At 38.2% G+C, this 21,522-nt stretch carries 25 protein-coding genes; 19 read left to right on the forward strand and 6 right to left on the reverse strand.

The features are described 5' to 3' along the window. Window positions 1-89 (forward strand): cold-shock protein (locus tag AC1ECF_RS02060; protein ID WP_480388103.1); only part of this gene is annotated, 89 nt, incomplete at its 5' end. Window positions 90-391: 302 nt separating this feature from the next. Here AC1ECF_RS02060 and AC1ECF_RS02065 read toward each other — a convergent pair. After that, complete coding sequence (locus AC1ECF_RS02065) at window positions 392-613, reverse strand: hypothetical protein (RefSeq protein WP_480387730.1); 222 nt, start codon at window positions 611-613, stop codon at window positions 392-394. Between the two features lie 291 nt (window positions 614-904). Here AC1ECF_RS02065 and rlmN point away from each other — a divergent pair, with 291 nt between their 5' ends. From rlmN to AC1ECF_RS02095, 6 genes are all read left to right on the forward strand, one after another. Beyond that, on the forward strand, window positions 905-1,972 hold the full coding sequence (gene rlmN, locus AC1ECF_RS02070) for a dual-specificity RNA methyltransferase RlmN (RefSeq protein WP_480387731.1): 1,068 nt from the start codon (window positions 905-907) through the stop codon (window positions 1,970-1,972). 212 nt (window positions 1,973-2,184) lie between these two features. Continuing rightward, window positions 2,185-2,280, forward strand: coding sequence for a putative holin-like toxin (locus tag AC1ECF_RS02075; protein WP_480387732.1), 96 nt, complete (start codon window positions 2,185-2,187; stop codon window positions 2,278-2,280). Between the two features lie 374 nt (window positions 2,281-2,654). Beyond that, a complete protein-coding gene (locus AC1ECF_RS02080) occupies window positions 2,655-3,209 on the forward strand; it encodes a DUF4334 domain-containing protein (RefSeq protein ID WP_480387733.1) in 555 nt (184 codons plus the stop codon). Window positions 3,210-3,293: 84 nt separating this feature from the next. Continuing rightward, window positions 3,294-3,755: a YhfM domain-containing protein gene (locus AC1ECF_RS02085; RefSeq protein ID WP_480387734.1), complete on the forward strand. Its 462-nt coding sequence runs from the start codon at window positions 3,294-3,296 to the stop codon at window positions 3,753-3,755. Window positions 3,756-3,984: 229 nt separating this feature from the next. Next, complete coding sequence (locus tag AC1ECF_RS02090; protein ID WP_480387735.1) at window positions 3,985-4,509, forward strand: sigma-70 family RNA polymerase sigma factor; 525 nt, start codon at window positions 3,985-3,987, stop codon at window positions 4,507-4,509. Further along, on the forward strand, window positions 4,499-5,440 hold the full coding sequence (locus tag AC1ECF_RS02095) for a hypothetical protein (protein WP_480387736.1): 942 nt from the start codon (window positions 4,499-4,501) through the stop codon (window positions 5,438-5,440). The genes AC1ECF_RS02090 and AC1ECF_RS02095 overlap by 11 nt, the downstream gene beginning before the upstream one ends. 41 nt (window positions 5,441-5,481) lie before the next feature. Here the strand turns inward: AC1ECF_RS02095 and AC1ECF_RS02100 are convergent, their stop codons facing one another. Next, entirely contained in the window at window positions 5,482-6,216 is a 735-nt protein-coding gene (locus AC1ECF_RS02100; RefSeq protein WP_480387737.1) for a YqcI/YcgG family protein, read from the reverse strand. 164 nt (window positions 6,217-6,380) lie between these two features. On the opposite strand from AC1ECF_RS02100, the gene AC1ECF_RS02105 reads away from it, so the two are divergent. Next, window positions 6,381-7,235, forward strand: coding sequence for a dimethylarginine dimethylaminohydrolase family protein (locus AC1ECF_RS02105; protein WP_480387738.1), 855 nt, complete (start codon window positions 6,381-6,383; stop codon window positions 7,233-7,235). Between the two features lie 323 nt (window positions 7,236-7,558). Continuing rightward, window positions 7,559-8,056 carry a type II toxin-antitoxin system SpoIISA family toxin gene (locus tag AC1ECF_RS02110; protein ID WP_480387739.1) on the forward strand — a complete coding sequence of 166 codons (498 nt, stop codon included), beginning with the start codon at window positions 7,559-7,561 and terminating at the stop codon, window positions 8,054-8,056. A 786-nt stretch (window positions 8,057-8,842) separates the two neighbouring features. Here the strand turns inward: AC1ECF_RS02110 and ytzI are convergent. From ytzI to ilvA, 3 genes are all read right to left on the reverse strand, one after another. Continuing rightward, window positions 8,843-8,995, reverse strand: a complete 153-nt coding sequence (ytzI, locus tag AC1ECF_RS02115) for a YtzI protein (protein ID WP_480387740.1) — start codon at window positions 8,993-8,995, stop codon at window positions 8,843-8,845. Between the two features lie 72 nt (window positions 8,996-9,067). Then, entirely contained in the window at window positions 9,068-10,558 is a 1,491-nt protein-coding gene (locus AC1ECF_RS02120; protein ID WP_480387741.1) for a catalase, read from the reverse strand. 164 nt (window positions 10,559-10,722) lie between these two features. Beyond that, window positions 10,723-11,985, reverse strand: coding sequence for a threonine ammonia-lyase IlvA (gene ilvA, locus AC1ECF_RS02125; RefSeq protein WP_480387742.1), 1,263 nt, complete (start codon window positions 11,983-11,985; stop codon window positions 10,723-10,725). Between the two features lie 914 nt (window positions 11,986-12,899). Here ilvA and AC1ECF_RS02130 point away from each other — a divergent pair. The 10 genes from AC1ECF_RS02130 (at window position 12,900) to AC1ECF_RS02175 (ending at window position 20,477) form a co-directional block, all read left to right on the forward strand. Beyond that, window positions 12,900-13,661 (forward strand): DeoR/GlpR family DNA-binding transcription regulator, encoded by a 762-nt coding sequence (locus AC1ECF_RS02130; RefSeq protein ID WP_480387743.1) that lies wholly within the window; start codon window positions 12,900-12,902, stop codon window positions 13,659-13,661. Further along, complete coding sequence (locus AC1ECF_RS02135; RefSeq protein WP_480387744.1) at window positions 13,661-14,968, forward strand: four-carbon acid sugar kinase family protein; 1,308 nt, start codon at window positions 13,661-13,663, stop codon at window positions 14,966-14,968. Before AC1ECF_RS02130 ends, AC1ECF_RS02135 begins: the two co-directional genes overlap by 1 nt. Continuing rightward, complete coding sequence (pdxA, locus tag AC1ECF_RS02140; RefSeq protein ID WP_480387745.1) at window positions 14,965-15,975, forward strand: 4-hydroxythreonine-4-phosphate dehydrogenase PdxA; 1,011 nt, start codon at window positions 14,965-14,967, stop codon at window positions 15,973-15,975. Before AC1ECF_RS02135 ends, pdxA begins: the two co-directional genes overlap by 4 nt. 69 nt (window positions 15,976-16,044) lie before the next feature. Then, window positions 16,045-17,421, forward strand: coding sequence for a GntP family permease (locus AC1ECF_RS02145; RefSeq protein WP_480387746.1), 1,377 nt, complete (start codon window positions 16,045-16,047; stop codon window positions 17,419-17,421). A 221-nt stretch (window positions 17,422-17,642) separates the two neighbouring features. Then, window positions 17,643-17,876 carry a hypothetical protein gene (locus AC1ECF_RS02150; protein ID WP_480387747.1) on the forward strand — a complete coding sequence of 78 codons (234 nt, stop codon included), beginning with the start codon at window positions 17,643-17,645 and terminating at the stop codon, window positions 17,874-17,876. A gap of 25 nt (window positions 17,877-17,901) precedes the next feature. After that, window positions 17,902-18,381, forward strand: coding sequence for a GyrI-like domain-containing protein (locus AC1ECF_RS02155; RefSeq protein WP_480387748.1), 480 nt, complete (start codon window positions 17,902-17,904; stop codon window positions 18,379-18,381). Between the two features lie 20 nt (window positions 18,382-18,401). Further along, complete coding sequence (locus AC1ECF_RS02160) at window positions 18,402-18,572, forward strand: hypothetical protein (protein WP_480387749.1); 171 nt, start codon at window positions 18,402-18,404, stop codon at window positions 18,570-18,572. Between the two features lie 100 nt (window positions 18,573-18,672). After that, the gene (locus AC1ECF_RS02165; protein ID WP_480387750.1) at window positions 18,673-19,332 is read left to right on the forward strand and encodes a Type 1 glutamine amidotransferase-like domain-containing protein; all 660 of its coding nucleotides are present in this window, start codon (window positions 18,673-18,675) and stop codon (window positions 19,330-19,332) included. A 96-nt stretch (window positions 19,333-19,428) separates the two neighbouring features. Continuing rightward, the gene (locus AC1ECF_RS02170) at window positions 19,429-19,749 is read left to right on the forward strand and encodes a hypothetical protein (RefSeq protein WP_480387751.1); all 321 of its coding nucleotides are present in this window, start codon (window positions 19,429-19,431) and stop codon (window positions 19,747-19,749) included. 179 nt (window positions 19,750-19,928) lie between these two features. After that, complete coding sequence (locus AC1ECF_RS02175) at window positions 19,929-20,477, forward strand: NADPH-dependent FMN reductase (protein ID WP_480387752.1); 549 nt, start codon at window positions 19,929-19,931, stop codon at window positions 20,475-20,477. Window positions 20,478-20,514: 37 nt separating this feature from the next. On the opposite strand, the gene gltC is transcribed toward AC1ECF_RS02175, so the two are convergent. Then, window positions 20,515-21,417: a glutamate biosynthesis transcriptional regulator GltC gene (gene gltC, locus AC1ECF_RS02180; RefSeq protein ID WP_480387753.1), complete on the reverse strand. Its 903-nt coding sequence runs from the start codon at window positions 21,415-21,417 to the stop codon at window positions 20,515-20,517. Window positions 21,418-21,522: the final 105 nt, after the last annotated feature.

The raw sequence follows: 21,522 nt of genomic DNA on the forward strand, positions 1-21,522 counted from the left end.
TTAAATCACTTGAAGAAGGTCAAAAAGTTGAGTTTTCAGTAGAAAACGGCCAACGTGGACCACAAGCTGCAAACATCTTAAAACTTTAATTTTTAGGATGTAAACATAAAAAAGAGGTATCCTTTCATCAGGATGCCTCTTTTTTGTCTTACTTAACCTGTCATTTGTACAGTAATGCGACTAGGAGAGGCGGAGGAAGCTTTCTACAGCTTTATCCGAAAACTAAAAGAAATAGCACTAAATGCGCAGACCATCGATAAAAAAGCTAGGTATGCAAGAAGAGAAGAAACCTTCTATTTTTGATAAGGATCTTGATAAAGACTAAAAAAGACCTCTAGATAAGGTCTTTTTTGTTCGTCATTATTTACTTATAATAATTGGTCACTAGATTTTACTTAAACAACAATTTACGATTAATATACGCATCGTCACCATGGACAATGATTTCTAAATAAGGCAATCCAAATAAAGTATAGGCGGTCAATGTCTGTGGAGACTCATCTGCTTCTAAAGAATCAATGGAGTAAGATAATATGAAAAATCGTTGAAGAGTTCCTTCAAACAAGCTTTGGGCTTGCAATATGTGCTGGTTATGTAATTCATCATGTACCATATATGTTTGAATTTCTCTACCGGGCAGGAATGCAGCCACGCTAAAGGAAAATATGATGAGTTTTAAAACGGCTCTTCTTATTTTATAGGATTTTCCTTTTATTATCCTGGGTTGCAGAATAAACACTTCCTTTATGTAAAGTTGGAATCAACCTACTATATTCATCCAAGAAAGGAAGCATGAAACTTTATAATATCTTTTTGCTTCATTATCCCTTATAATTAATTGTCGTATGAATGATATCGTGGTATAATGGGCAAATTGTTAGTTGTAGAAATGAGGGCTAATACAATGAAAAAGTCAATATATGGTCTTACCAGAGACCAGTTAATAGAGTGGTTATTAGAACGTGGCCAAAAGAAATTCCGTGCAGAGCAGGTATGGGATTGGTTATATAATAAACGAGTACTAAGCTTCGAAGAAATGACGAACGTCAACAAGGATACTCTAAAGCTTCTTGAGGAAAACTTCGAGATTCAAACGTTGAAGGAAAAGGTGAAGCAGGAGTCTGCTGATGGCACCATTAAATTCTTGTTCGAAATGCAGGACGGCAACCTTATCGAGACAGTGTTAATGCGCTTCAAATATGGCTTATCTGTATGTGTTACGACACAGGTTGGCTGTAACATCGGCTGTAGCTTCTGTGCAAGTGGTCTGTTGAAGAAGAGCAGAGACCTTGATGCAGGAGAAATTGTTGGTCAAATTATGAAGGTTCAAGAGCACTTGGACCAAATCCAAAAAGACGAACGAGTTAGCCATATCGTGGTAATGGGTATTGGGGAACCATTTGATAACTATAAAAATTTGATGAACTTCCTACGTACCGTAAATGACCAAAAGGGACTTGCGATTGGTGCACGCCATATTACCGTTTCAACAAGTGGCTTAGCGAAGAAAATTAAAGACTTTGCAGATGAAAATATCCAAGTGAACCTAGCAGTATCTCTACATGCTCCAAATGATGAGCTTCGTTCTCAAATCATGATCATTAATAAAGCCTTCCCAATTGAGAAGGTAATGGAATCGGTAGATTATTATTTAGAAAAAACTAATCGTCGCATCACCTTTGAATATATTTTATTGAAGGATGTCAACGATCACGTAGAAGAAGCACAGCAGCTAGCGAAGCTGTTGGAAAACAAGCGTCATCTATCTTATGTGAACCTTATCCCTTATAACCCAGTGGATGAGCATAGCCAATACCAACGCAGCTCAGAAGAATCTATTAGTGCGTTCTTCCAAACATTAAAGAGCCGTGGTATCAACTGTGGAGTACGTGTGGAGCAGGGCTCTGACATTGATGCAGCTTGTGGTCAGTTACGAAGTAAGCAAATTAAAAAAGACAAAGTTTCAAACTAAATTTATACGAAAAATAAGGCGTTCTCCGAGAAGGAGGACGCCTATATTATTAAAGTTTACTCTATGACATGTAATTATCTGAAGCATCTCTTTAGATGGATAGTCTTGTCAGGAAATATGATATAATTTAGTTAGCAACCATAGGCATTCATGGGCGGCAGCACATCTTTCTTTTAACTCACTTTCTCAGTGAGAGAGAGGGGGTGTTGCTGATGACAATAGAGCAAGCATTAAATCTGATGATTTCGTTTTCAACGTTAATCGTTGCGGTTATTGCATTGTCATTTACTTTTACGAAAAAAAAGTAAACCGCCCTTAGCCGCTAAGCAAGTGGACGGTTTACTGTTCCCTGTGCTGTTCGCCTTTGAAGCGAACTATGATGTTGCAAAAGACTGTTGGTGCTGGAACACCAATGGTCTTTTTTAATATACTCTTTTATTACCCTTAGTATAACATATCAATTGTTATTTTCAATTATATGAATTTTTTTGAGCAAATACAAATATGTTAATAAGATAAAGTGTTACTGGTGGTAGCAGGCTTTAAAAGTAGATACGATTTTCTAATAATTGTCCTCCATTTTTTGTAGAGGACATTTTTTACTTCGAAAATGGGTAACTTATAGTAAGCTATGAATAATTCATGCAAGAGATAATATCCCATTGTATCGGAGTGAATACGAATGAATATAACTGAAATGTTAAATAACATGCTGCTTCACGGTACAACCACAGAGGAGGCCATTGCACTATTTGACCAACTCGAAGCAGTGGAAGCTAAGGAAATGTGGGGTATGTGGAAAGGGGAGGAAATAAAAACAGGACATCCCTTTGACGGACTTTTAGAGGCATCAAGTTGGTATGGGAAGCAGTTTATAGATGAGGAGCGAGTTCATCCACTTATGATGGAAAAAGAAAATGGTGAGCTTTATGCGATCAATCCAGTTTTCATCCCTTTAGGTTTCCCTTTTGAAAAAATACCTAAAAGCTTCATAACTCCAGCAATGAAGCTCTCACGACGAGTGTTACATACAAAAAAGAGTGCCGCAAGACTACGTATGCTGGAGTACAGAGGAAAAACAAGTGCAGCCATGGTGTACGATAAAAAAGAAATTATTGATGTTTTTAGAAAAGTGGATACTCGAACTTTACTGGGAATGATGGATATAAAACAAGCACAAGGCGGGAAGCCATATTTTTTTGTGCTGAGTAAGGTAGATGGAAATAAGACGTTTTAATCTTTTGGGATAAAAAGTAAATATAAGGAATAAGAGATACTTTTCTAATTTGTAAGCAGCTTATTAAGAAAGGGGGAAGTATCTGTGAAGAATTGTAAATACTTTCTTACTTTAGTAGCGCTGATTTCCATTCTTGTTGGCGTGTGTTCAAATGAAGATAGAAATTTCGAGCAATATATTAAGGTTGACAAGCGGGTTGGAGAAGAAAATAAATATGAGGACCTTCAAGAGATCTGGGATAATGATCAAGTCCAAAGGGTAATAGAGATATTAAATGATATCGAATGGAAAAAAGCAGAAGTGGAAATGGTACGTCCTGCTGATTACAGGTTTTTATTTCAATATAAAGACCCTAACATAGAAGCAAAAGCAGTACCATATGAGCTTTGGATCAGTCCAAATAAAGATACGGTGGAGCTGATAAGGGGGGATAGTAGCTATATTCAATTAAATAAGGAAAAGTCAACGGAACTAGTGGAAATAATTACCGGCGAGAATATCGGACCTCTAAGGAGAGGTCTTTTATCCCGCATTAAGGGACAGTAAGACTCCCACTTCAAGATTGCAAAAGAAATGAGAAAGCTAAGTGGGAGATCAACTGTCCCTAAAAGCCCGATTGGTTCAACTAATGATTGGTGGGGGTTGAAAGAAAACCCCCACCAATCAAAGTTTCACTTTATTATGCGCAACATTCCTAAAATTTTTATCTGAAAATGAAAGCTAAATCAAAACTTAATCCGTCTAATATATGAAAGGGTAATTAAGGGGGGATAGCTTGGTTGATTTAGTGAAGAAGGCTCAAGAGGGTAATGATAAAGCATTTTTAACTTTATTTCAGCAGTACGAGGAAGAAATCTATAGGATGGCTTATATATATGTGCAAAATCAAAGCGATGCACTAGATGTGGTTCAAGAGACTGCATATCGTTCCTTCAAAACAATTAAAAGTCTCAAAGAAGTAAAGTTTTTTAAAACATGGTTAATAAGGATTGCGGTTAATTGCTCGTTAGACTTACTTCGAAAACGTAAAAAAGTTGTTCAATTAAAGCCGAGTTTTGAGGAAAATGTATCGAAGTATATAGACGAAGATATTGATTTGGAAGTGACGATTCGAGACTTAATTGAACTGTTAAATGAAGAGGAAAAAAGTGTGATTATGCTTAGGTTTTATGAAGGTCTGACGATTAAAGAGGTTTCCGAAGCATTAGATATTCCCTTGGGTACAACAAAAACGGTTTTATACAGAGCTTTAGGAAAGCTCCGTAAAAATTGGAAGGGGGATGATTTTAATGAACAATAAGATTCATCAAGAAATGAATAAAATAACAATACCAAATGAGCTTAGTGAAAGAAGTAAAATGGGCGTAAATCAAGCGAAGAAGGAAATGAAAAGTGTTAAAAAACGTATTCCTATAAAAAGCATCGGTATTTCCGCTGCAATACTTGCTACTGTTGGGGCCTTTATTTTATTTACTAGTAATCCGTTTGATAATATGAATCCAGGTGAACAAGCAGTGAAGGAAGACGGAAGTGTGACAATCCCGGCTATTCAATTACCAGAAGACACTTCAAATGCGAATATGATTGGTTTAATAGTGTATAATGGAAAAATTTATACCCAAGCAAAGACCGAGATAGATGCTGAGGATGCAAAGTTGCTGATAGGTGAAAAACTTGGAACAACGAAGGGTTCTATTGATGAATGGAGTTCACAAGAAGCCTATGAAGAACTTGCTTCCACAATAGGAGTAACGGATGTATATTCTGTAAACGGTTACGATAAAGACTTTCGGATAATGACATACCAAGATATCAATGGTGAGCAATACGCGGAGTTTTATGAAAACCTAAACGGAATTACAATTAAGAGCGGGGAGGATGTATTTGGCCAATTAAAGATAGAAAATAATATAGTTTCTGCAGAGTATCGCGTTTTTAGTGATTGGGACAATAGCATTGACAATTTTTATCCAGTAACAGAGTTGGAAACATTAAATAGCTTCCTAGAAGAACTGAACAGAGCAGAACCCTTTCTTCGAACACAAAATTCAGATCCCATTAGTGATTATAGAAGTGATGAAGATTTCAGGGAACTGACTATTCATTTAAAAGATGGTACAAGGGTCAAGATGACTCTTCTAAAGGATGGGTTTATCTATTATGGATTTATGGATGTATATTTTGAAATGAACCAAGAGGTATTTTCAAAGCTATGGAAGCAACTTGAATAATGAACAAAAAGAGCCTGGATTGTATCCAAGCTCTTTCCTATTTATGAAAGCGATTTATGCTGAAATGGACATTTTCCTTGGATAGGTTCAATATCGTCTCCGATAAAGAATTGCTTCCATTCGTTATGTGTTGGATCTCCGAAATGTCCGATATCTGGATGCTTCGGCAGCTGATCCCATACCTCTACGCGTTTTCTCACCTTTTCTCGTGACATAATGCCGCCTTTTTCGGTTCCCTCTAATCCTACAAATATTTTACGAGGCTGGAAACCTAAAACCATCGCATTACCTAAGTCTCGAGTTTTCCGCTTTTTATAAGCCGGAGTATTCCCGAATACAAAGATTGGCTCACCATGGAATCGGAAATCCCATAAATAATGTTCAGGATCACGAGGACTGTCTTCTGGCCATTCCACTTCATCTACTTCATGCAGATATTGAAGAATCTCCCAAAATTGCTTTCGGTAGTCATCAATTGCTCCTTCCACTTCAAAAGGCTCTACAAAGACAAATAGACCATGTCTTTTGTGATTCGGATCCTTAAATAATTCCAAAAAGCTTTTCAAAGCATTCGGTAGATTGCTCCAATCTTCCTGACTAATATATGCATAGCGTAGCTCGCCCTTTAATTCTCCACTCATACCAAAAAAGCAAGGAAATGTTTTATCCGTAACTGTCTTATGAAACGTCTCGTATTCCCTGTATAGCCATTCTGGCAGGTCTTTTCTTGTTTGAAAATCTTCCTTTGTTAATAAAGCATGCTCCTTTGTAAGCAAAAAATCCTCTCCCTTTGTACTATGTATATTTCACTACTTCTTTATTTACCCAAAAGAATTTTCTTGCAAACCAGTTATATAGAAAATTGAAAATTATGTAAAAGGTTATAGAAGGATATTATCGGGAATAGAAACATATGAGAAGCAAAACAGGAGGATGACTAATGGAGAAATTAAAGGAAGACCAATTACAAATACAATGTCAAAGCGAATATGGAGTACTTCACAAAGTCATCTTATGTGAACCACAATACATGGAAATAAAAGACGTGATTAATGAAGTCCAAAAGAAATATATAAATAGTAATATTGATCAATCACTCGCACTTTCGCAGCATAAGACATTTGAAGAAGCTTTGTGTAAGGAAGGGGTAGAGGTAATCAAGCTACCACCCAAGAAGAATCAGCCGGAGCAGGTATTCACTAGGGATATCGGCTTTACGATAGGGGAGACCTTATTTATTTCTGAAATGGCTAATCCTATTCGTCAAGGCGAAGAGGAAGTGTTGGTCCAATGGATGAATGAGCATCAGCTACCATATAGAAAACTTACCTCTCACCCAGTGGAAGGAGGAGACGTGCTGGTTGATGGTAAACGAATTTTCATTGGAATTAGCGACCGAACAAGCATAGAGGCAGTGGAAGCACTGCAAAACGAATTACCAAACTATGAAGTAATCCCAGTTCCATTCAACCCGAAATACCTACATCTCGACTGCGTTTTTAACATCTTATCTCCACAGGATGCCCTCGTTTATCCAGCCGCGCTTGATTCGGAGGTTATTGAAAGACTATCTTCTATATATCATTTAATTGAGGTAAGTGAAGAGGAGCAGTTTACGATGGGTACAAACGTCTTGTCTATTGGTCATAAACGAGTGTTTAGCTTACCGTGTAATCAAAAAGTAAATCAGCAGCTGAGGAACCATGGCTACAAGGTAATAGAAGTAGACTTTTCTGAGATTATTAAATCAGGTGGATCGTTTAGATGCTGCTCTATGCCAGTTTTGCGTGATTGATAATAGGATATGTAAGCATTAAAAAGAAAACATCATTTTTATAAATGGTGTTTTTTTATGCATTCTCTAAGAGTAAATTTTATAATTTTTATAAAAAGGAAGAATAAAAGAAGATAGTAAAGATGAGGGGTATTTGTTAAAATAAGTATATGAAATTAGAAACATTTAATTTAATAGATATGATAGAAGATTTTTAAATTCTTTCCTATGAAGAAGAAGCGTATATTACTTACTACAGTAAGTAATTGGAGTATATTCTTACGAAATTATTATAGAGTAGGTGATAGATTTTATTTTTAAATTTATTTAAGGGGATAAATTTAATGGAACAGTTTTTTAAGATTTTCGTTTGGGTAATCTTTTCAACAGTTTTAGTTTATTTGTTCGCTTCTTGGAAAGAATATAAGTGGACTGAGAAAATAATTAGCATTAGAAAGACTTGGTATTTCTTATATTTATTAGGTGCGTTAATTTATTGGACGAAATTTCCTTCAAGTTTATTTACTGATTGGCATAATTATTTAATCGTTTTTATGGCGTTTATATTAATTGATGCCTTTTTTATCCTTAATATGTATTTTAGTAAACTAGGTAGTAGTAGTGAGCTAACTAGGTTAACTGAAGCAGTTAATAATTCGAGTGAAATGATTCAAGATGGACGAGAAAAACTAAAAAATGCTAGTTCTGTCTTGATGACATATGAATATATAGAGTATTATGAAACACAAGAAGAATATTTAATTGAGTTAAATAGTTTTCTACAAGAGTATGGCTCACTTGAAAATATTAATATTATCATTAAGGAAAATCTGATTATCTAATCAATGAGATAGACAAGTTTAGTTTAAAAACGGCAGATCGACACCAACTACAAAAGTCTATAAATAGTGGTCAAACATATTTTAGCAACAAAATAAATTATGTCATTCAACCATTAAAATGTATGGGGAAAGATTATGTAATTGAAATGGAAACGAACGAATTACCTAACGATTACGATGCTTTAATATTGGGTATATTAATATCAACATTCGATTCTGCGATGAAAGAGTTATAAACTCTTTAGAAAAGGCGGTGTTTGTTAGTGAAAACAGTCCTAAAAAAAAGTCCAACAGAAATAAGCACTTCCACAAAGTCGAGACGAGTTCGCTCTCGAATTCAGTTAGGAGAAGTTGGAATGAGTCCGAGGACACGTATTTTATTAGAGAATAATAAACAAGCCGTAGAAGAAGCTGAAAAATCTTTAACAAGACAAAATCCATTATTTAACCGGTAGGAGATAAATCTTCTGCCGGTTTTTGTTTTCATTGGTATAGTTGTTCATTTTATAGGCATAGAATATTGAAAGGAGTGAATACAACCTATGCCTAAAAGGAGAACTCGTAATCGAATTTTTTATACCTTGCCTTCTTTATCTACCGAGCGTCCAGACTTAATTTTGTATAAAGAAGTATTAGACAATGTTCTTAAGTATACACAAAGAAACAGGATATTTATTTCTCTGGAAGACGGATGTAAACTTAAAGAGATAGAAGAATTAACCATTAGAAACTTAGAGAAAATAAGGTATACACGAACTGTTCGATAATTAAATAAGGAGACATTTTTTAAAAGTTCATTTCGGATTTATCTTTCTTCTCAAAAGGAGCAGGTTTTTCATCAATTGTTTGCTTGTAGGCATAGCCTTTATTAATAACGAAAATAGATAAGCCTAAGATAATAAGAACTATAAAGATACTAATCAGCATAAAAGTTACCATGGATTAACTCCTTTTTATCTATAGTGTAAAAGGAGGAAGAGCAAAAAAGCTACCCAAGAGGGTAGCTTTTTCTTATGCCATTGTTGTAGAGTTCATTGCTTCTTCAATTTTGTCCCAAGAAAGGTTCATAGCTGCTGCTACACCTTGTCCGTAAGCTGGGTCTGCTTTGTAGCAGTGGATGATGTGACGAATCTTAATGAATTCTTCTACGCCTTCCATGTTACGAGCAGTGTTTTCGAATAACACTTGTTGTTGCTCTGGGCTCATTAGGTTGAATAACTTACCTGGTTGCTCGAAGTAGTTGTCATCATCCTCGCGGAAATCCCAGTTAGTAGCTGGTCCACTAATTGGAAGAGCTGGCTCTCTGAATTGAGGAGCTTCTTTCCATTCACCATAGCTGTTTGGCTCGTAAGTCATTGTGCCGCCTCTGTTGCCGTCTACACGCATAGCACCATCGCGGTGGAATGAGTGTACTGGGCACTTAGGTTGGTTAACTGGGATTTGGTGGTGGTTAACGCCTAAACGGTAACGAGCTGCATCTCCATAAGAGAATAGACGACCTTGTAGCATTCTGTCAGGAGAGAAGCTGATTCCTGGTACTACGTTAGCTGGTGTGAAAGATGCTTGTTCAACTTCAGCGAAGTAGTTTTCTGGGTTACGGTTTAATTCGAATTCACCAACTGGAATTAGTGGGAAGTCTTTTTTATACCAAACTTTTGTTAGATCAAATGGGTTGTAAGGCATGTTGTTCGCTTGCTCTTCAGTCATCACTTGGATGTACATTTTCCATTTAGGGAAGTTACCAGCTTCAATTGCTTCGTAAAGGTCACGTTGGTGGCTTTCACGGTCAGTTGCAATGATTTCAGCTGCTTCTTGGTCTGTAAGGTTTTCGATACCTTGTTCAGATCTTAGGTGGAATTTCACCCATACACGCTCGCCTTCAGCATTGATCATAGAGAATGTATGGCTTCCGAATCCGTGCATAGTACGGTAAGATTTAGGGATACCACGATCACTCATTACGATTGTAATTTGGTGAAGTGCTTCTGGAAGTGAAGTCCAGAAATCCCAGTTGCTATTTGGATTACGTAAGTTTGTACGTGGGTCACGTTTGATAGCATGGTTTAAGTCTGGGAATTTTAATGGATCACGGAAGAAGAATACTGGTGTGTTGTTACCAACTAAATCCCAGTTACCTTGTTCTGTGTAGAAACGCATTGCAAATCCACGAATATCACGTTCTGCATCAGCTGCTCCGCGCTCACCAGCTACTGTAGAGAATCGAACAAACATATCTGTCTTTTTGCCGATTTCAGAGAATAATGCCGCGCTTGTATATTTTGTGATGTCGTGAGTTACAGTGAAAGTACCGTAAGCTCCTGATCCTTTTGCGTGCATACGACGCTCTGGAATTACTTCACGATCGAAATGAGCTAGTTTCTCAATTAACCAAATATCTTGAAGTAATAGTGGGCCTCTTGCGCCAGCTGATTGTGAATTTTGGTTGTCTACTACCGGCGCACCAGCAGCAGTTGTCATGAATTTATTTTGCTTCTCTGACATTCTTATTCCCCCTAGATTAGAATTATTATAATACAAGACTTATTATATCAAAGAGGTTTCTAGAATGCTAGATTGAATAAAAACTTTTATTAAAAATATAATAATTTTTGAACGATTGTTGACATTATAAAATCCCTCAAAACCTTGGAATGAAAGGGTTTTTATTATATTAATAAATCAAATAGTGTGCTATCATTGTTTACTACTTTATAAGAAAAGCCATTCTCATTCAGTCTGGCTAGTAGAGAAGGATAATCCTCCTTAGCCTTTAATTCAATCCCTACCAAAGCAGGTCCGCTTTCTTTATTATTCTTCTTTGTGTATTCAAATGTTGTTATATCATCGTCAGGGCCAAGTACCTTATCAAGGAATTGTCTTAGCGCGCCAGCCCGCTGTGGAAAATTGACGATAAAGTAATAAAGTAAACCCTCATGTATTAGAGACTTCTCCTTTATCTCTTGCATCCTACCAATGTCGTTATTCCCACCACTGATAATACAAACAATCGTTTTTCCTTTGATTTCTTCCTTGTAAAAATCCAATGCAGCAACTGAAAGGGCACCAGCAGGCTCTGCAATGATCGCATGCTTGTTATAAAGGTTGAGAATGGTCGTACAAACCTTGCCCTCTGGAACTAGGACGATGTCATCCACATAATTTTCTGCGATTTGGTGAGTTAGCTGGCCAACACATTTTACTGCTGCACCATCCACAAACTTATCAATTTCGTCTAAAGCGATTGGCCCTTTATTCGCAAGTGCCGCTTTCATACTCCCTGCACCCTGAGGCTCCACACCAATAATCTTGGTAGCAGGGGAGAGGTTTTTTATATAAGAAGAAACTCCTGCAATAAGACCGCCACCTCCGACACTCGCAAATACATAATCTAATGGCTCCTCAATGTCCTGCATTATTTCTACGGCTACTGTTCCTTGTCCCGCAATGATCTCATGGTCGTCAAATGGGTGAATAAATGCATGATTCTCATTCTCAGCGAATTCTATCGCACTTTTTGCTGAATCATCAAAGGTGTCACCGGTCAATAAAATCTCCACAAACTGTCTTCCAAACATCCGCACCTGATCAATTTTTTGCTTGGGAGTAGTAAGAGGCATAAAGATTTTTCCGTAAATCCCTAGTTGGGCACATGCATAGGCAACACCCTGTGCATGGTTTCCTGCACTAGCACAGACCACACCGTTCTGCTTTGCAATTGCTTCGATCGATTTAATCTTATAGTAAGCCCCACGTAGCTTAAAGGAACGGACATGCTGCAAGTCCTCTCTTTTAAAATAAATAGAAGCGCCATACTTTTCGGATAGATAATCATTTTTCTGAAGTGGAGTGTGAACAACCACCTCTTTTAATAATTGATGTGCAATCAGCACATGCTCTAGCTGAAGAGTCTTCTCTGTTAGCTGCGTCATCAAGCAAACCTCCCGTGTTCAAGTAATTTATACATTTTAGCACACTACATCAATATATTACTACCTTCTATTCGGATGATTCGAAATTATTTAACAATTAATTATGAGGGTTGAAGACTATCTTAGAATTAGAGTGAGGCACCGAGTAGAGACCACTTTCGGAGGGCAGGGGATTGAGTTGCTCTCGGATAGCCAACATATACTCTCGGTTAGGCAAGCAGCTGCAACTGGATATCCGTTACTCTCAGTTAGCGCTCGGTTACTCTCGTTTAAGGTGACTTTATTCTTATTGGAGCCGACTTTACTCTCGGATGGGCCGCTAATACTCTCATTCGAGCCGTTTACTCTCGTTCGCAGGATATTTATTCTCGGATGGCCAGCATTTACTCTCACTCAGGCAAGCCGCTTGTCCCCGGATATCCGTTACTCTCGGTTAGCGCTTGGTTACTCTCGTTCGAGGTGACTTTATTCTCGTTGGAGCTGACTTTACTCTTTGGATGGGCCGCTAATACTCTCATTCGAGTCGTTTACTCTTGGTTAAGGGATATTTACTCTCGGATAGCCAGCATATACTCTCACCGAAGCAAGCGGCTGCAACTGGATATCCGCTACTCTCGGTTAGCGCTCCGTTCCTCTCGTTCGAGGTGACTTTATTCTCATTGGAGCTGACTTTACTCTCAGATAGAAAACCAATACTCTCATTCAATCCGTTTATTCTCGGTTGTGAAAGATTTACTCTCGGATAGCCAACGTTTACTCTCACTCAGCAAGCTGCTCGGTTACTCTCCTTAACAACGGGGCAACTCTAAAAAAGTAGATTGATAACTTAGAACATTTTTAATTGACATTAATGTTAAAAACGAACATAATATGTTCATAGTTAACAAAATGTTGGTAAGAGAGGAAGATTAATCTTGCAACCAGCCGTTCGTAAAAAACGCATTATGGAGGAGCTCGCTCTATCCGGAAAAGTGGAGATTTTAGATTTAGTAAATTTACTAGATGTTTCAGCGATGACGATCCGACGAGATCTCGATGAGCTTGAAAAACAGAAGAAGCTTATTCGCACGCACGGTGGTGCTGCGTTACCACAAGCGATTATTGGAGAGCAATCCTATGAAGAAAAGCTTTCTGCTGCGCATCCACAAAAGCAGGAAATAGCGAAGATTGCTGCAAGCTTGGTGAAGGATGGTATGAGGATCCTTTTGGATTCAGGTACCACCACGCTAGAAATTGCTAAGCTACTGAAGACAAAGACAAACTTAACAATTGTAACGAATGATATCAAAATAGCTGCGGAGCTTATTGACAGTAAGGTAGAGGTTATCTTACTTGGAGGTAAGTTACAAAACGGGGTAGGGGCAGTGCTAGGCTCTTATACAGAAGAAATGCTTCGCAATATACATGTAGACATTTTATTTTTAGGGGCTCATGCGGTGCATGACAAGCTGGGGATTACTTCTGCAACCTTTGAAAAGGCAACTGTAAAGAAGAGAATGATAGAAGCCAGTGAAATCGTTTATTTGACGGTCGATTCTCAAAAGTTTGGGAAGAAGGCATTTGCAAAGATTGCCGACATTGATTCTATCACGGGAATTATTACAGATGACCTTATATCTAAAGAAGACGAAGCTATCTATCAGGAAAAGTCTCCATTTATAAAGGAGTGTAAATGATGAAAGTTGGAATTATCGCGGATGATTTGACAGGAGCAAATGCTACTGGGGTACGTCTTGCGAAGAACGGCTTTACATGTGCGACGGTAGTTTTTGGGGGAGATGTGCCTGATTCCGGTCAGTTTACATCTATCAGCATTGATACGGATAGCAGATACTGTCCTCCAGTGGATGCTGCATCTCGTGTAGTTAGTGCCTATCAAAAGCTATCTCGCTGGGGAGCAGATGTGATTGGGAAGAGAATCGACAGCACGGTAAGAGGAAACCTTGGAGTGGAAACAGATATTTTGCTGCGAGCAATTGGGGATAAAAGTATCGCTATAGTTGTTGCATCTTATCCTGATTCTGGTCGAGTTGTTTCGGGTGGTTATTTACTGGTAGACGGGGTGCCAGTAGAAGCGACGGATGTTGCGAAGGATCCGATGAACCCGATCACCAAATCCCATGTTCCTACGATTATGCAGGAACAAAGCGAGTTGCCCGTGTCCCATATTGGACTTGGCACTGTGTTAAAAGGTCTGCCAACTATACTCGAGGAACTAATCAAACAAGTAGAAGCTGGAAATAGAGTAATTGTGGTAGATGCGGTTACAAATGAAGAAATCGAGCATATTGCAGAAGCGATGTCTTCTATTAAAGATTATCAGTTTGTGCCAGTCGATCCTGGTCCACTTTCAGCAGCCTATGGAAGAGTGATGGCTCAACAGCATGTCCAAACGAATAAAATCATCGTTACAGTTGGGAGTATTACACCACTTACCGGCAGACAGCTAAACTATTTAATAGATAAAAAGAATGTGAAACCTGTATATGTGAAGGCGGCAGCATTAGCCTCCGTTACTTCCTCATGGGAAGAGGAGATAGAGCGAGCAACCAAGGAGGCCTTACAGAGGCTGGACGAAGAAGAAATTCTGATTATCACGACCTATGCACCGGGAATGGAGAAGCTAAATCTTTCTGAAATTGCTTTACGTGAAGGGGTGACCGAGGAAAAGCTTGCGAAGCGATTGACACATGGACTTGCATCGGTTACCAATCAAGTGATCCAACAAACGAACTATAAGATTGATGGAACCTTTTCTAGTGGGGGAGACGTAACAGCGGCACTTTGTGCAGTAAGTAATGCCAAAGCTATTGCCCTCCAGGACGAGGTGCTACCACTAGCAGCCTATGGACATTTTATCGGTGGTACATTTGATGGGATTGCTGTCATTACAAAGGGCGGCATGGTCGGAGATAAGTATTCTATCTATAAATGTGTAAGATTTTTAACAAATCAAATGGAAGAGGAAGTGCATGTACGATGACAACTAGAGAGATTATTGCGATACCAATGGGAGATGCTGCAGGCATTGGACCGGAGATTACGGTTAAATCATTAGCAAAAGAAGAGATCTATGCAATGTGTAAGCCGCTTGTGATTGGTGATGCAAAAATTATCAAGAAGGCAATTGAAGTAACAGAAGTTCCTCTAATAGTGAATGTAGTAGCTTCACCGTCAGAAGGGAAGTATGAGTTTGGAGCTATTGATGTCATTGATTTAGACAATATCGACCTTGACGTATTTGAGCCAGGCCAGGTATCTGCTCAAAACGGGAAAGCATCGTTTGCTTATATTAAACATTCAGTGGAATTAGCAATGGCAGGGGAAGTAAAGGCACTTGCGACTACACCTATCAATAAAGAGTCATTAAAAGCAGGAGAGGTTCCGTATATCGGGCACACAGAAATGCTAGAGGATTTAGGTGGGGCTCCAGATCCACTTACAATGTTCCAAGTACATGGATTACGGATTTTCTTCTTAACACGTCACGTGTCTGTTGCTGAGGCGATTACGCAAATGACAAAAGAAAGAGTACATGATTACTTAATTCGCTGTGATAAAGCACTTCAACGTCTTGGTGTGGAAAGCAGAAAGCTAGCAGTTGCTGGACTGAATCCTCACTCAGGTGAAGGCGGCTTGTTCGGGATGGAAGAAGTAGAAGAAATCAAACCTGGTGTTGAGCTTGCGAAAGCAGATGGAATTGATGCCTACGGTCCAGTTCCAGCTGACTCTGTATTCTTCCAAGCATTAAACGGAAAATACGATGCAGTGCTTTCCTTATATCATGACCAAGGACATATCGCGGCGAAAATGACAGATTTCCATCGTACCATCTCTATTACAAACGGACTGCCGTTCCTTAGAACTTCTGTAGACCATGGTACAGCGTTTGATATTGCGTGGAAAAATATCGCTTCAGAAGTGAGCATGTATGAGTGCATCAAGCTAGCAGCTGAATATGCGCCGAAGTTTACAAGAGAATCACTTTAAGTCTGATTAATGTAGAAAAGGGCCTCGTCCCTTTTCTATTTAATATAATTTATTGAAAGGGGTTTCAACATGAGTTTAGAAATGCAAATGGTTTTAGGGTTAGTCATTGGTATTGCTGTGTTAATATTATTAGTTTTGAAAACAAAGATTCATGCCTTTTTAGCACTCATCATTGCAGCTTCCATTACTGGCCTTGTTGGTGGGATGGATCCATTAAAAGTAGGAAATTCTATTACCTCAGGGTTTGGTAGTACTCTAGCATCCATTGGTATCGTTGTTGGATTCGGAGTTATGATGGGAAGAATTTTGGAGGTTACAGGAGCGGCAGAGAAGCTAGCCTATTCCTTGATTCGAATAGTAGGAAAGAAAAAAGAAGAGTGGGCAATGGCAATTGCCGGATACATAGTTTCTATCCCTATTTTCGTAGATTCAGCTTTTGTTATTTTAAATCCACTTGTGAAATCTTTATCTCGTAAAACTGGGAAATCGGTTGTGACTCTAGGGATTGCTCTAGCAATTGGGCTAGCTGCAACGCACCATGCAGTACCACCTACTCCAGGTCCTTTAGGGGTTGCTGGTATTTTTAACGTAGACATTGGTCAAATGATTTTCTGGGGATTGATCTTTGCCATTCCAATTATTATTGTTGGTGTACTGTATGCACAATGGATTGGGAAAAGAATTTATCAAGTGCCGGAAGAAGAAGGAGAGGGCTTTGTACGCGGGAAATACTCTGATAATGTATACAAAGACTTTTTGGCATCCTCTGCTGAAAGAGAAAAAGAGCTGCCAAGCTTATTCTTATCCTTGCTTCCAATTTTGCTTCCAATTATCTTAATATTCTTAAATACTACTATTTCTGCACTAGAGCTTTCTGGTGGTGCATGGGATTATATCCTTTTCTTAGGTCAACCAATTATCGCACTTGCACTTGGTTTAGTAGCTGCGATTTATGGCTTAGCAAACCACATGAAAAAAGAAGAAGCGCTTGAACGTATGGAAGAGGGGATGACAACAGCTGGGATCATCCTATTAGTTACAGGTGCTGGTGGTGCGTTAGGAACTGTTCTTCGTGATAGTGGAACAGGTGATTATCTAGCTGAAATCATTGCTGAGTTACCGCTTCCGGCTGTACTTATACCATTTTTTATTGCTTCGATTGTTCGTTTGATACAAGGTAGTGGGACTGTTGCAATGATTACTGCTGCATCTATTTCTGCGCCGATTCTTGTAAACATGGATGTAAATATGGCATTAGCTGCACAAGCAGCGGCACTAGGTGCGATGCTATTCTCTTATTTTAACGACTCCTTATTCTGGGTAGTTAATAGAATGCTAGGAATTACAAAATTAAAAGAGCAAATCTTAGTCTGGTCTGTACCGACAACGATTGCATGGGGAACTGCTTTAGTAATGATTGTTATTGCTAATGCAATTGTTGGGTAAATGAAAGATTAGTAGAGAAGGCCGCCAATTAGGCGGTTTTTTCTTTTTTTACATATATGGAGTATTTACTTTTACGTCCAATAAAATGTATATATATGTTAAAAAATAAGGTAATATTATGTAATAACGGTTAAAAAGGAAAGAGGGAGAGACTATTTATAAATAACTTTAAGAAATGGATCATTGCTTCCTTAATTTTAGGCCTTGTTGGATTTGTAGCAGTGTTTTTTATAGAAGACTTTGCGAGAATTTCTGGTGAATTGAATAGAAGCTTCTTGTTCATCGGAACTCTTCTAATCTTTGTTATATTAATATCTTCTTTTATTAGTCTGCTGAAAGCAAATTCAAATAGAATTAAAAAGGAGTTAGTTATCTCCGCTATTTTTGGTGTGATCCCATTTACGGCGTTAGTCTTAAATGGATTAATCTTTGTTGTGTACTTTGTTGGAAAATAGCATAGGGAGGAAGGGAATTCATAACATGACTCATACAAAGAATGTAGAAAAGGTAATAAAAGAATTAGGTGATCTCCATTTAGTAGGATTTCATGTCGTCTGTGAAGGGGATCAATATCCAGTAGAGATACCAAAAGCAGCAGCTATACTAAAGGATAGAACGTCTGAAATTAAAAATACGATGCATGCAGGTAATCAAGTAGGTGCATTTATAGTGGATGCACCATCAGAAAAAGAAGATGGCTATTGGGTTTGTGTACAGGTGTCTGAATATTTCGATATTCCGGAGGGGATGGTTACGCTTACGATACCTTCACAAAAGTATGCAACTATTATACACGATGGACCAAATTATGAAATCATGAACAGCTACGAAACGTTACATCAATGGATAGCCGACAATAATTTGAAACGTGTAACGACAAAATGGAGCTTAGAATTTTATCAAAGACCAGAAAATACTCCAGCAGATGTTTTAGTGGAGCTATGTGATCCTATTTATTAAATAGTATCTATCAGGAGAGAATGTTCCTACTGAATAATGATAAATGGTTAGCCTTTTTTTTCATCGGAATAATTGCTTACACGGTGTTGATGATTTATTTTTTTGAAGATGCGCCAATCATTGCGGGACAAATAAATAATAGTGTCATTATTGGGTTATTGATTATTTTATTAATGAAAGTAAAAAAATAACATTACTTATTTAAGTGGATGTAAAGAAGCCATTAGCGTCCTTAGGAACGTTTTTTGCTATAAACAAATGGTAGTACTCTTTGAAAACGAAGGTGAAATGATGGATAAACATTTATTTCTTTTTGGAGGCGGTCCTCCATTCACAGGTAAGATGGCTAAGCAGTTTGTAATAAAAGCATCGGCCCAGAATACTCCTGTCTCCATTTTATTTGTAGAAAGGGAAGGATGGGAACAATACATGCCAACATATACACAAGAATTGGAGGAATTAGGATTAACTGATTTCTACTATCTACCCCTTCCTTCAACTCCTATGGAAAAGGTGGTAGATTGTTTAAAAAATAGTTCAGGAATTATTATTGGTGGAGGGAATACGAATTTATACGCTGACTATATAGTGGATACTGCCATTTCCAATACTATAAAAGAAAGCTATGAATTAGGAATTCCTGTTGCTGGTTTTTCGGCAGGAGCTTTAATATGTCCAGAGCATTGTAATATTTCCCCTAAAGATAACGAACAAAACGAAACTCAATACAGAAAGGGATTAGGATTAATAGCTGAAGTATTGATTGCGGTACACTTTACCCAATGGAATGATGAAAATCATTTAAGGAACTCGGTGAATAAATTTAAAGATCATCGTAATTATGGCATTGATGAGTGCACTTGTGTTTACCTCTTAAATGGACATCTTGAAGCTACAGAAGGAAATGGCGTCTATAGTATAGAGAACGACAACATTAGAAGGATAAATTAATGGAACGGTACAATTTATTGCAATGAGGGTATTCATGTTGAGTAATGCAATCGCGTTAATTAAGCAGGCAAACATAATGGAGAATGGGGATGTATTATGCAAAAATTAAAGCGTCTGATCTTACCGGTTGTCCTACTGCTTGTTGCTGGTATTCTTCTAATGTCTTTAAAATCTGATTACCATGGTGAAATAGGCAATTTATCACAAAGCAAATTTATTCTATTTCCCTTAAAAGTAAACCCAGAAGAAGAACCTTTCACTCCGGAAGTATACTTTTCAAATGATACGGAAGTGACAGGTATCACTTGGTTAGGCGGGAGTGCAGAAGAGCTATATAATGGAATGATTGTGAAGGTATGGGTGAGTGAAAAAAACGGAAAAGAGTATGCTCGTAAAATTAAGGTGATAAATAGATGAATCTTAGTAAGGCGCCATGCTAGGGCGTCTTTTTTATTTGCCGATAAATAAAGAATACACATTGAAAAAGCAGACTTGTGAATAGAGATAAGTTTATCGTTCGTCATGACGGGAATAACTCACGTTGTAAGTATCCTGCAAGAAGGAATAAAATTTTCTAGAGAAAAGGAGATATGAAGATGCCAATCAAAGTAGCAGCAATCATTGGAAGCAATCGAAAGGAATCCTATAACCGTAAGTTGGTCGAATATATGAAAAGCCGATATGCAGATAAACTCGATATCGAACTCGTGTCTATTCAAGAGGTGGAAATATTTAATTCAGACATAGAGGATAAGCCTCCAGCGGGTGCTCAGGAATTTAAAAATAAGGTTGGCAATGCAGATGCAGTGCTTTTTGCCGTACCAGAATACAATTTCTCGATTCCAGGAGTGTTAAAAAATGCAATCGACTGGCTTTCCAGGAGTGGAAATGAGCTAGTGGATAAACCGACCTTCATCGTAGGTTCCTCTATGGGAAACCTAGGTAGTGTTAGAGCGCAGCAACACCTTCGAGAAATTTTATCAAACCCTGCTCTTCTGCCAAGGCTCTTGCCAGCGAATGAGGTATACATCGGTTCTATCCATACAAAGCTGAATGACCAAGGAGAACTTACAGATGAAAGCACGATTATGTTCTTGGATCAGGTGGTTGCCAATTTTGTGACCTTCTATAAAAAATGGATATAAGGTAAAAGTACATGGATACCCACTCCATGTACTTATTCTATTGATACTGATTTAACCTCGAAAAGAATTGCACGGTAAATGCATGAAAAACCTTTTCTGATGGAGAAAGGTCTCTCGTTAACGGCCTAATCATCCCGACTGTTCTTCTAATTGGTGGACTTGAAATTGGAACTTTTGTTGTAAATCTAGGAATGGAATCATAGAACGTGCTCTCTGGCAAAATACTTACCCCGATGCCTGCAGCTACAAGCCCTTTGATTGCATCCATGTCCTCTCCCTCGGAGGCATTTTTAGGTGTAAATCCAACAGAATGGCAGGCGTCCACGATGGTTTTGTGTAAAATATAGCCTTCTGGAAATAAAACAAAGTCCTCTTCTCGAAAGTCAATAAGTGGTACGGATGGTCGCTTAGAAAAAGGGTGTGAAGAAGGAACGAGTGCTGAAAAATTCTCCGTAAATAGAATCGTTGTATCGATCGTATGATCCTTAGGGGGAAGCGGTCCTAAGAAGGCGAGATTCAATTCTCTATTTTTCACTGCATCGATAAGCTGCTCATAGGAGCCCTGCTTTAAATGGAATGCTACATCCGGGTGCTCCTTTCGAAAAGCAGAGACGACCGTTGGTAACAGATGACCGGCCAAGCTTGTCGGAAATCCGATTTTGATTGTCCCTTTCTCAGGATCTAAATATTCATCAATCTGCTTTTTGGCATAATCAATTGCCTGTAGCGCGGAAATGCTATGCTCTAAGAAAATCTTCCCTATAGGTGTCAGCTTTACATTTCTGCCAATTCGTTCAAAAAGCTCCACTCCCAGCTCCTCCTCTAAGTTAGAAATCTGTCTACTGACTGCCGACTGAGCCACGTGTAAATGGACAGCAGCATCAGAAATATGCTCCCTTTCTGCTACCTCTATAAAGTATCGTAACTGCCTGATTTCCATGGTTTCCTCCTAACCTATCTCATTATTAGATGAATTATATCCAAATTATATATTGTTTATATTATTTTGGAAACCTACAATATTCCTAAGACACTTTTTTAGAAG

The sequence above is a fragment of the Psychrobacillus sp. Z3-81 genome, assembly GCF_056620325.1.

What these genes read in the sequence shown, in the direction of transcription:
- AC1ECF_RS02175 (WP_480387752.1), top strand. Translation starts at nt 19,929, where the DNA reads ATGCCAATCAAAGTAGCAGCAATCATTGGAAGCAATCGAAAGGAATCC.
- ilvA (WP_480387742.1), bottom strand. Translation starts at nt 11,985, where the DNA reads ATGACGCAGCTAACAGAGAAGACTCTTCAGCTAGAGCATGTGCTGATT.
- AC1ECF_RS02105 (WP_480387738.1), top strand. Translation starts at nt 6,381, where the DNA reads ATGGAGAAATTAAAGGAAGACCAATTACAAATACAATGTCAAAGCGAA.
- AC1ECF_RS02120 (WP_480387741.1), bottom strand. Translation starts at nt 10,558, where the DNA reads ATGTCAGAGAAGCAAAATAAATTCATGACAACTGCTGCTGGTGCGCCG.
- AC1ECF_RS02065 (WP_480387730.1), bottom strand. Translation starts at nt 613, where the DNA reads ATGGTACATGATGAATTACATAACCAGCACATATTGCAAGCCCAAAGC.
- rlmN (WP_480387731.1), top strand. Translation starts at nt 905, where the DNA reads ATGAAAAAGTCAATATATGGTCTTACCAGAGACCAGTTAATAGAGTGG.
- AC1ECF_RS02170 (WP_480387751.1), top strand. Translation starts at nt 19,429, where the DNA reads ATGCAAAAATTAAAGCGTCTGATCTTACCGGTTGTCCTACTGCTTGTT.
- AC1ECF_RS02110 (WP_480387739.1), top strand. Translation starts at nt 7,559, where the DNA reads ATGGAACAGTTTTTTAAGATTTTCGTTTGGGTAATCTTTTCAACAGTT.
- ytzI (WP_480387740.1), bottom strand. Translation starts at nt 8,995, where the DNA reads ATGGTAACTTTTATGCTGATTAGTATCTTTATAGTTCTTATTATCTTA.
- AC1ECF_RS02095 (WP_480387736.1), top strand. Translation starts at nt 4,499, where the DNA reads ATGAACAATAAGATTCATCAAGAAATGAATAAAATAACAATACCAAAT.
- AC1ECF_RS02155 (WP_480387748.1), top strand. Translation starts at nt 17,902, where the DNA reads ATGACTCATACAAAGAATGTAGAAAAGGTAATAAAAGAATTAGGTGAT.
- pdxA (WP_480387745.1), top strand. Translation starts at nt 14,965, where the DNA reads ATGACAACTAGAGAGATTATTGCGATACCAATGGGAGATGCTGCAGGC.
- AC1ECF_RS02165 (WP_480387750.1), top strand. Translation starts at nt 18,673, where the DNA reads ATGGATAAACATTTATTTCTTTTTGGAGGCGGTCCTCCATTCACAGGT.
- AC1ECF_RS02080 (WP_480387733.1), top strand. Translation starts at nt 2,655, where the DNA reads ATGAATATAACTGAAATGTTAAATAACATGCTGCTTCACGGTACAACC.
- AC1ECF_RS02135 (WP_480387744.1), top strand. Translation starts at nt 13,661, where the DNA reads ATGAAAGTTGGAATTATCGCGGATGATTTGACAGGAGCAAATGCTACT.
- gltC (WP_480387753.1), bottom strand. Translation starts at nt 21,417, where the DNA reads ATGGAAATCAGGCAGTTACGATACTTTATAGAGGTAGCAGAAAGGGAG.
- AC1ECF_RS02160 (WP_480387749.1), top strand. Translation starts at nt 18,402, where the DNA reads ATGTTCCTACTGAATAATGATAAATGGTTAGCCTTTTTTTTCATCGGA.
- AC1ECF_RS02145 (WP_480387746.1), top strand. Translation starts at nt 16,045, where the DNA reads ATGAGTTTAGAAATGCAAATGGTTTTAGGGTTAGTCATTGGTATTGCT.
- AC1ECF_RS02075 (WP_480387732.1), top strand. Translation starts at nt 2,185, where the DNA reads ATGACAATAGAGCAAGCATTAAATCTGATGATTTCGTTTTCAACGTTA.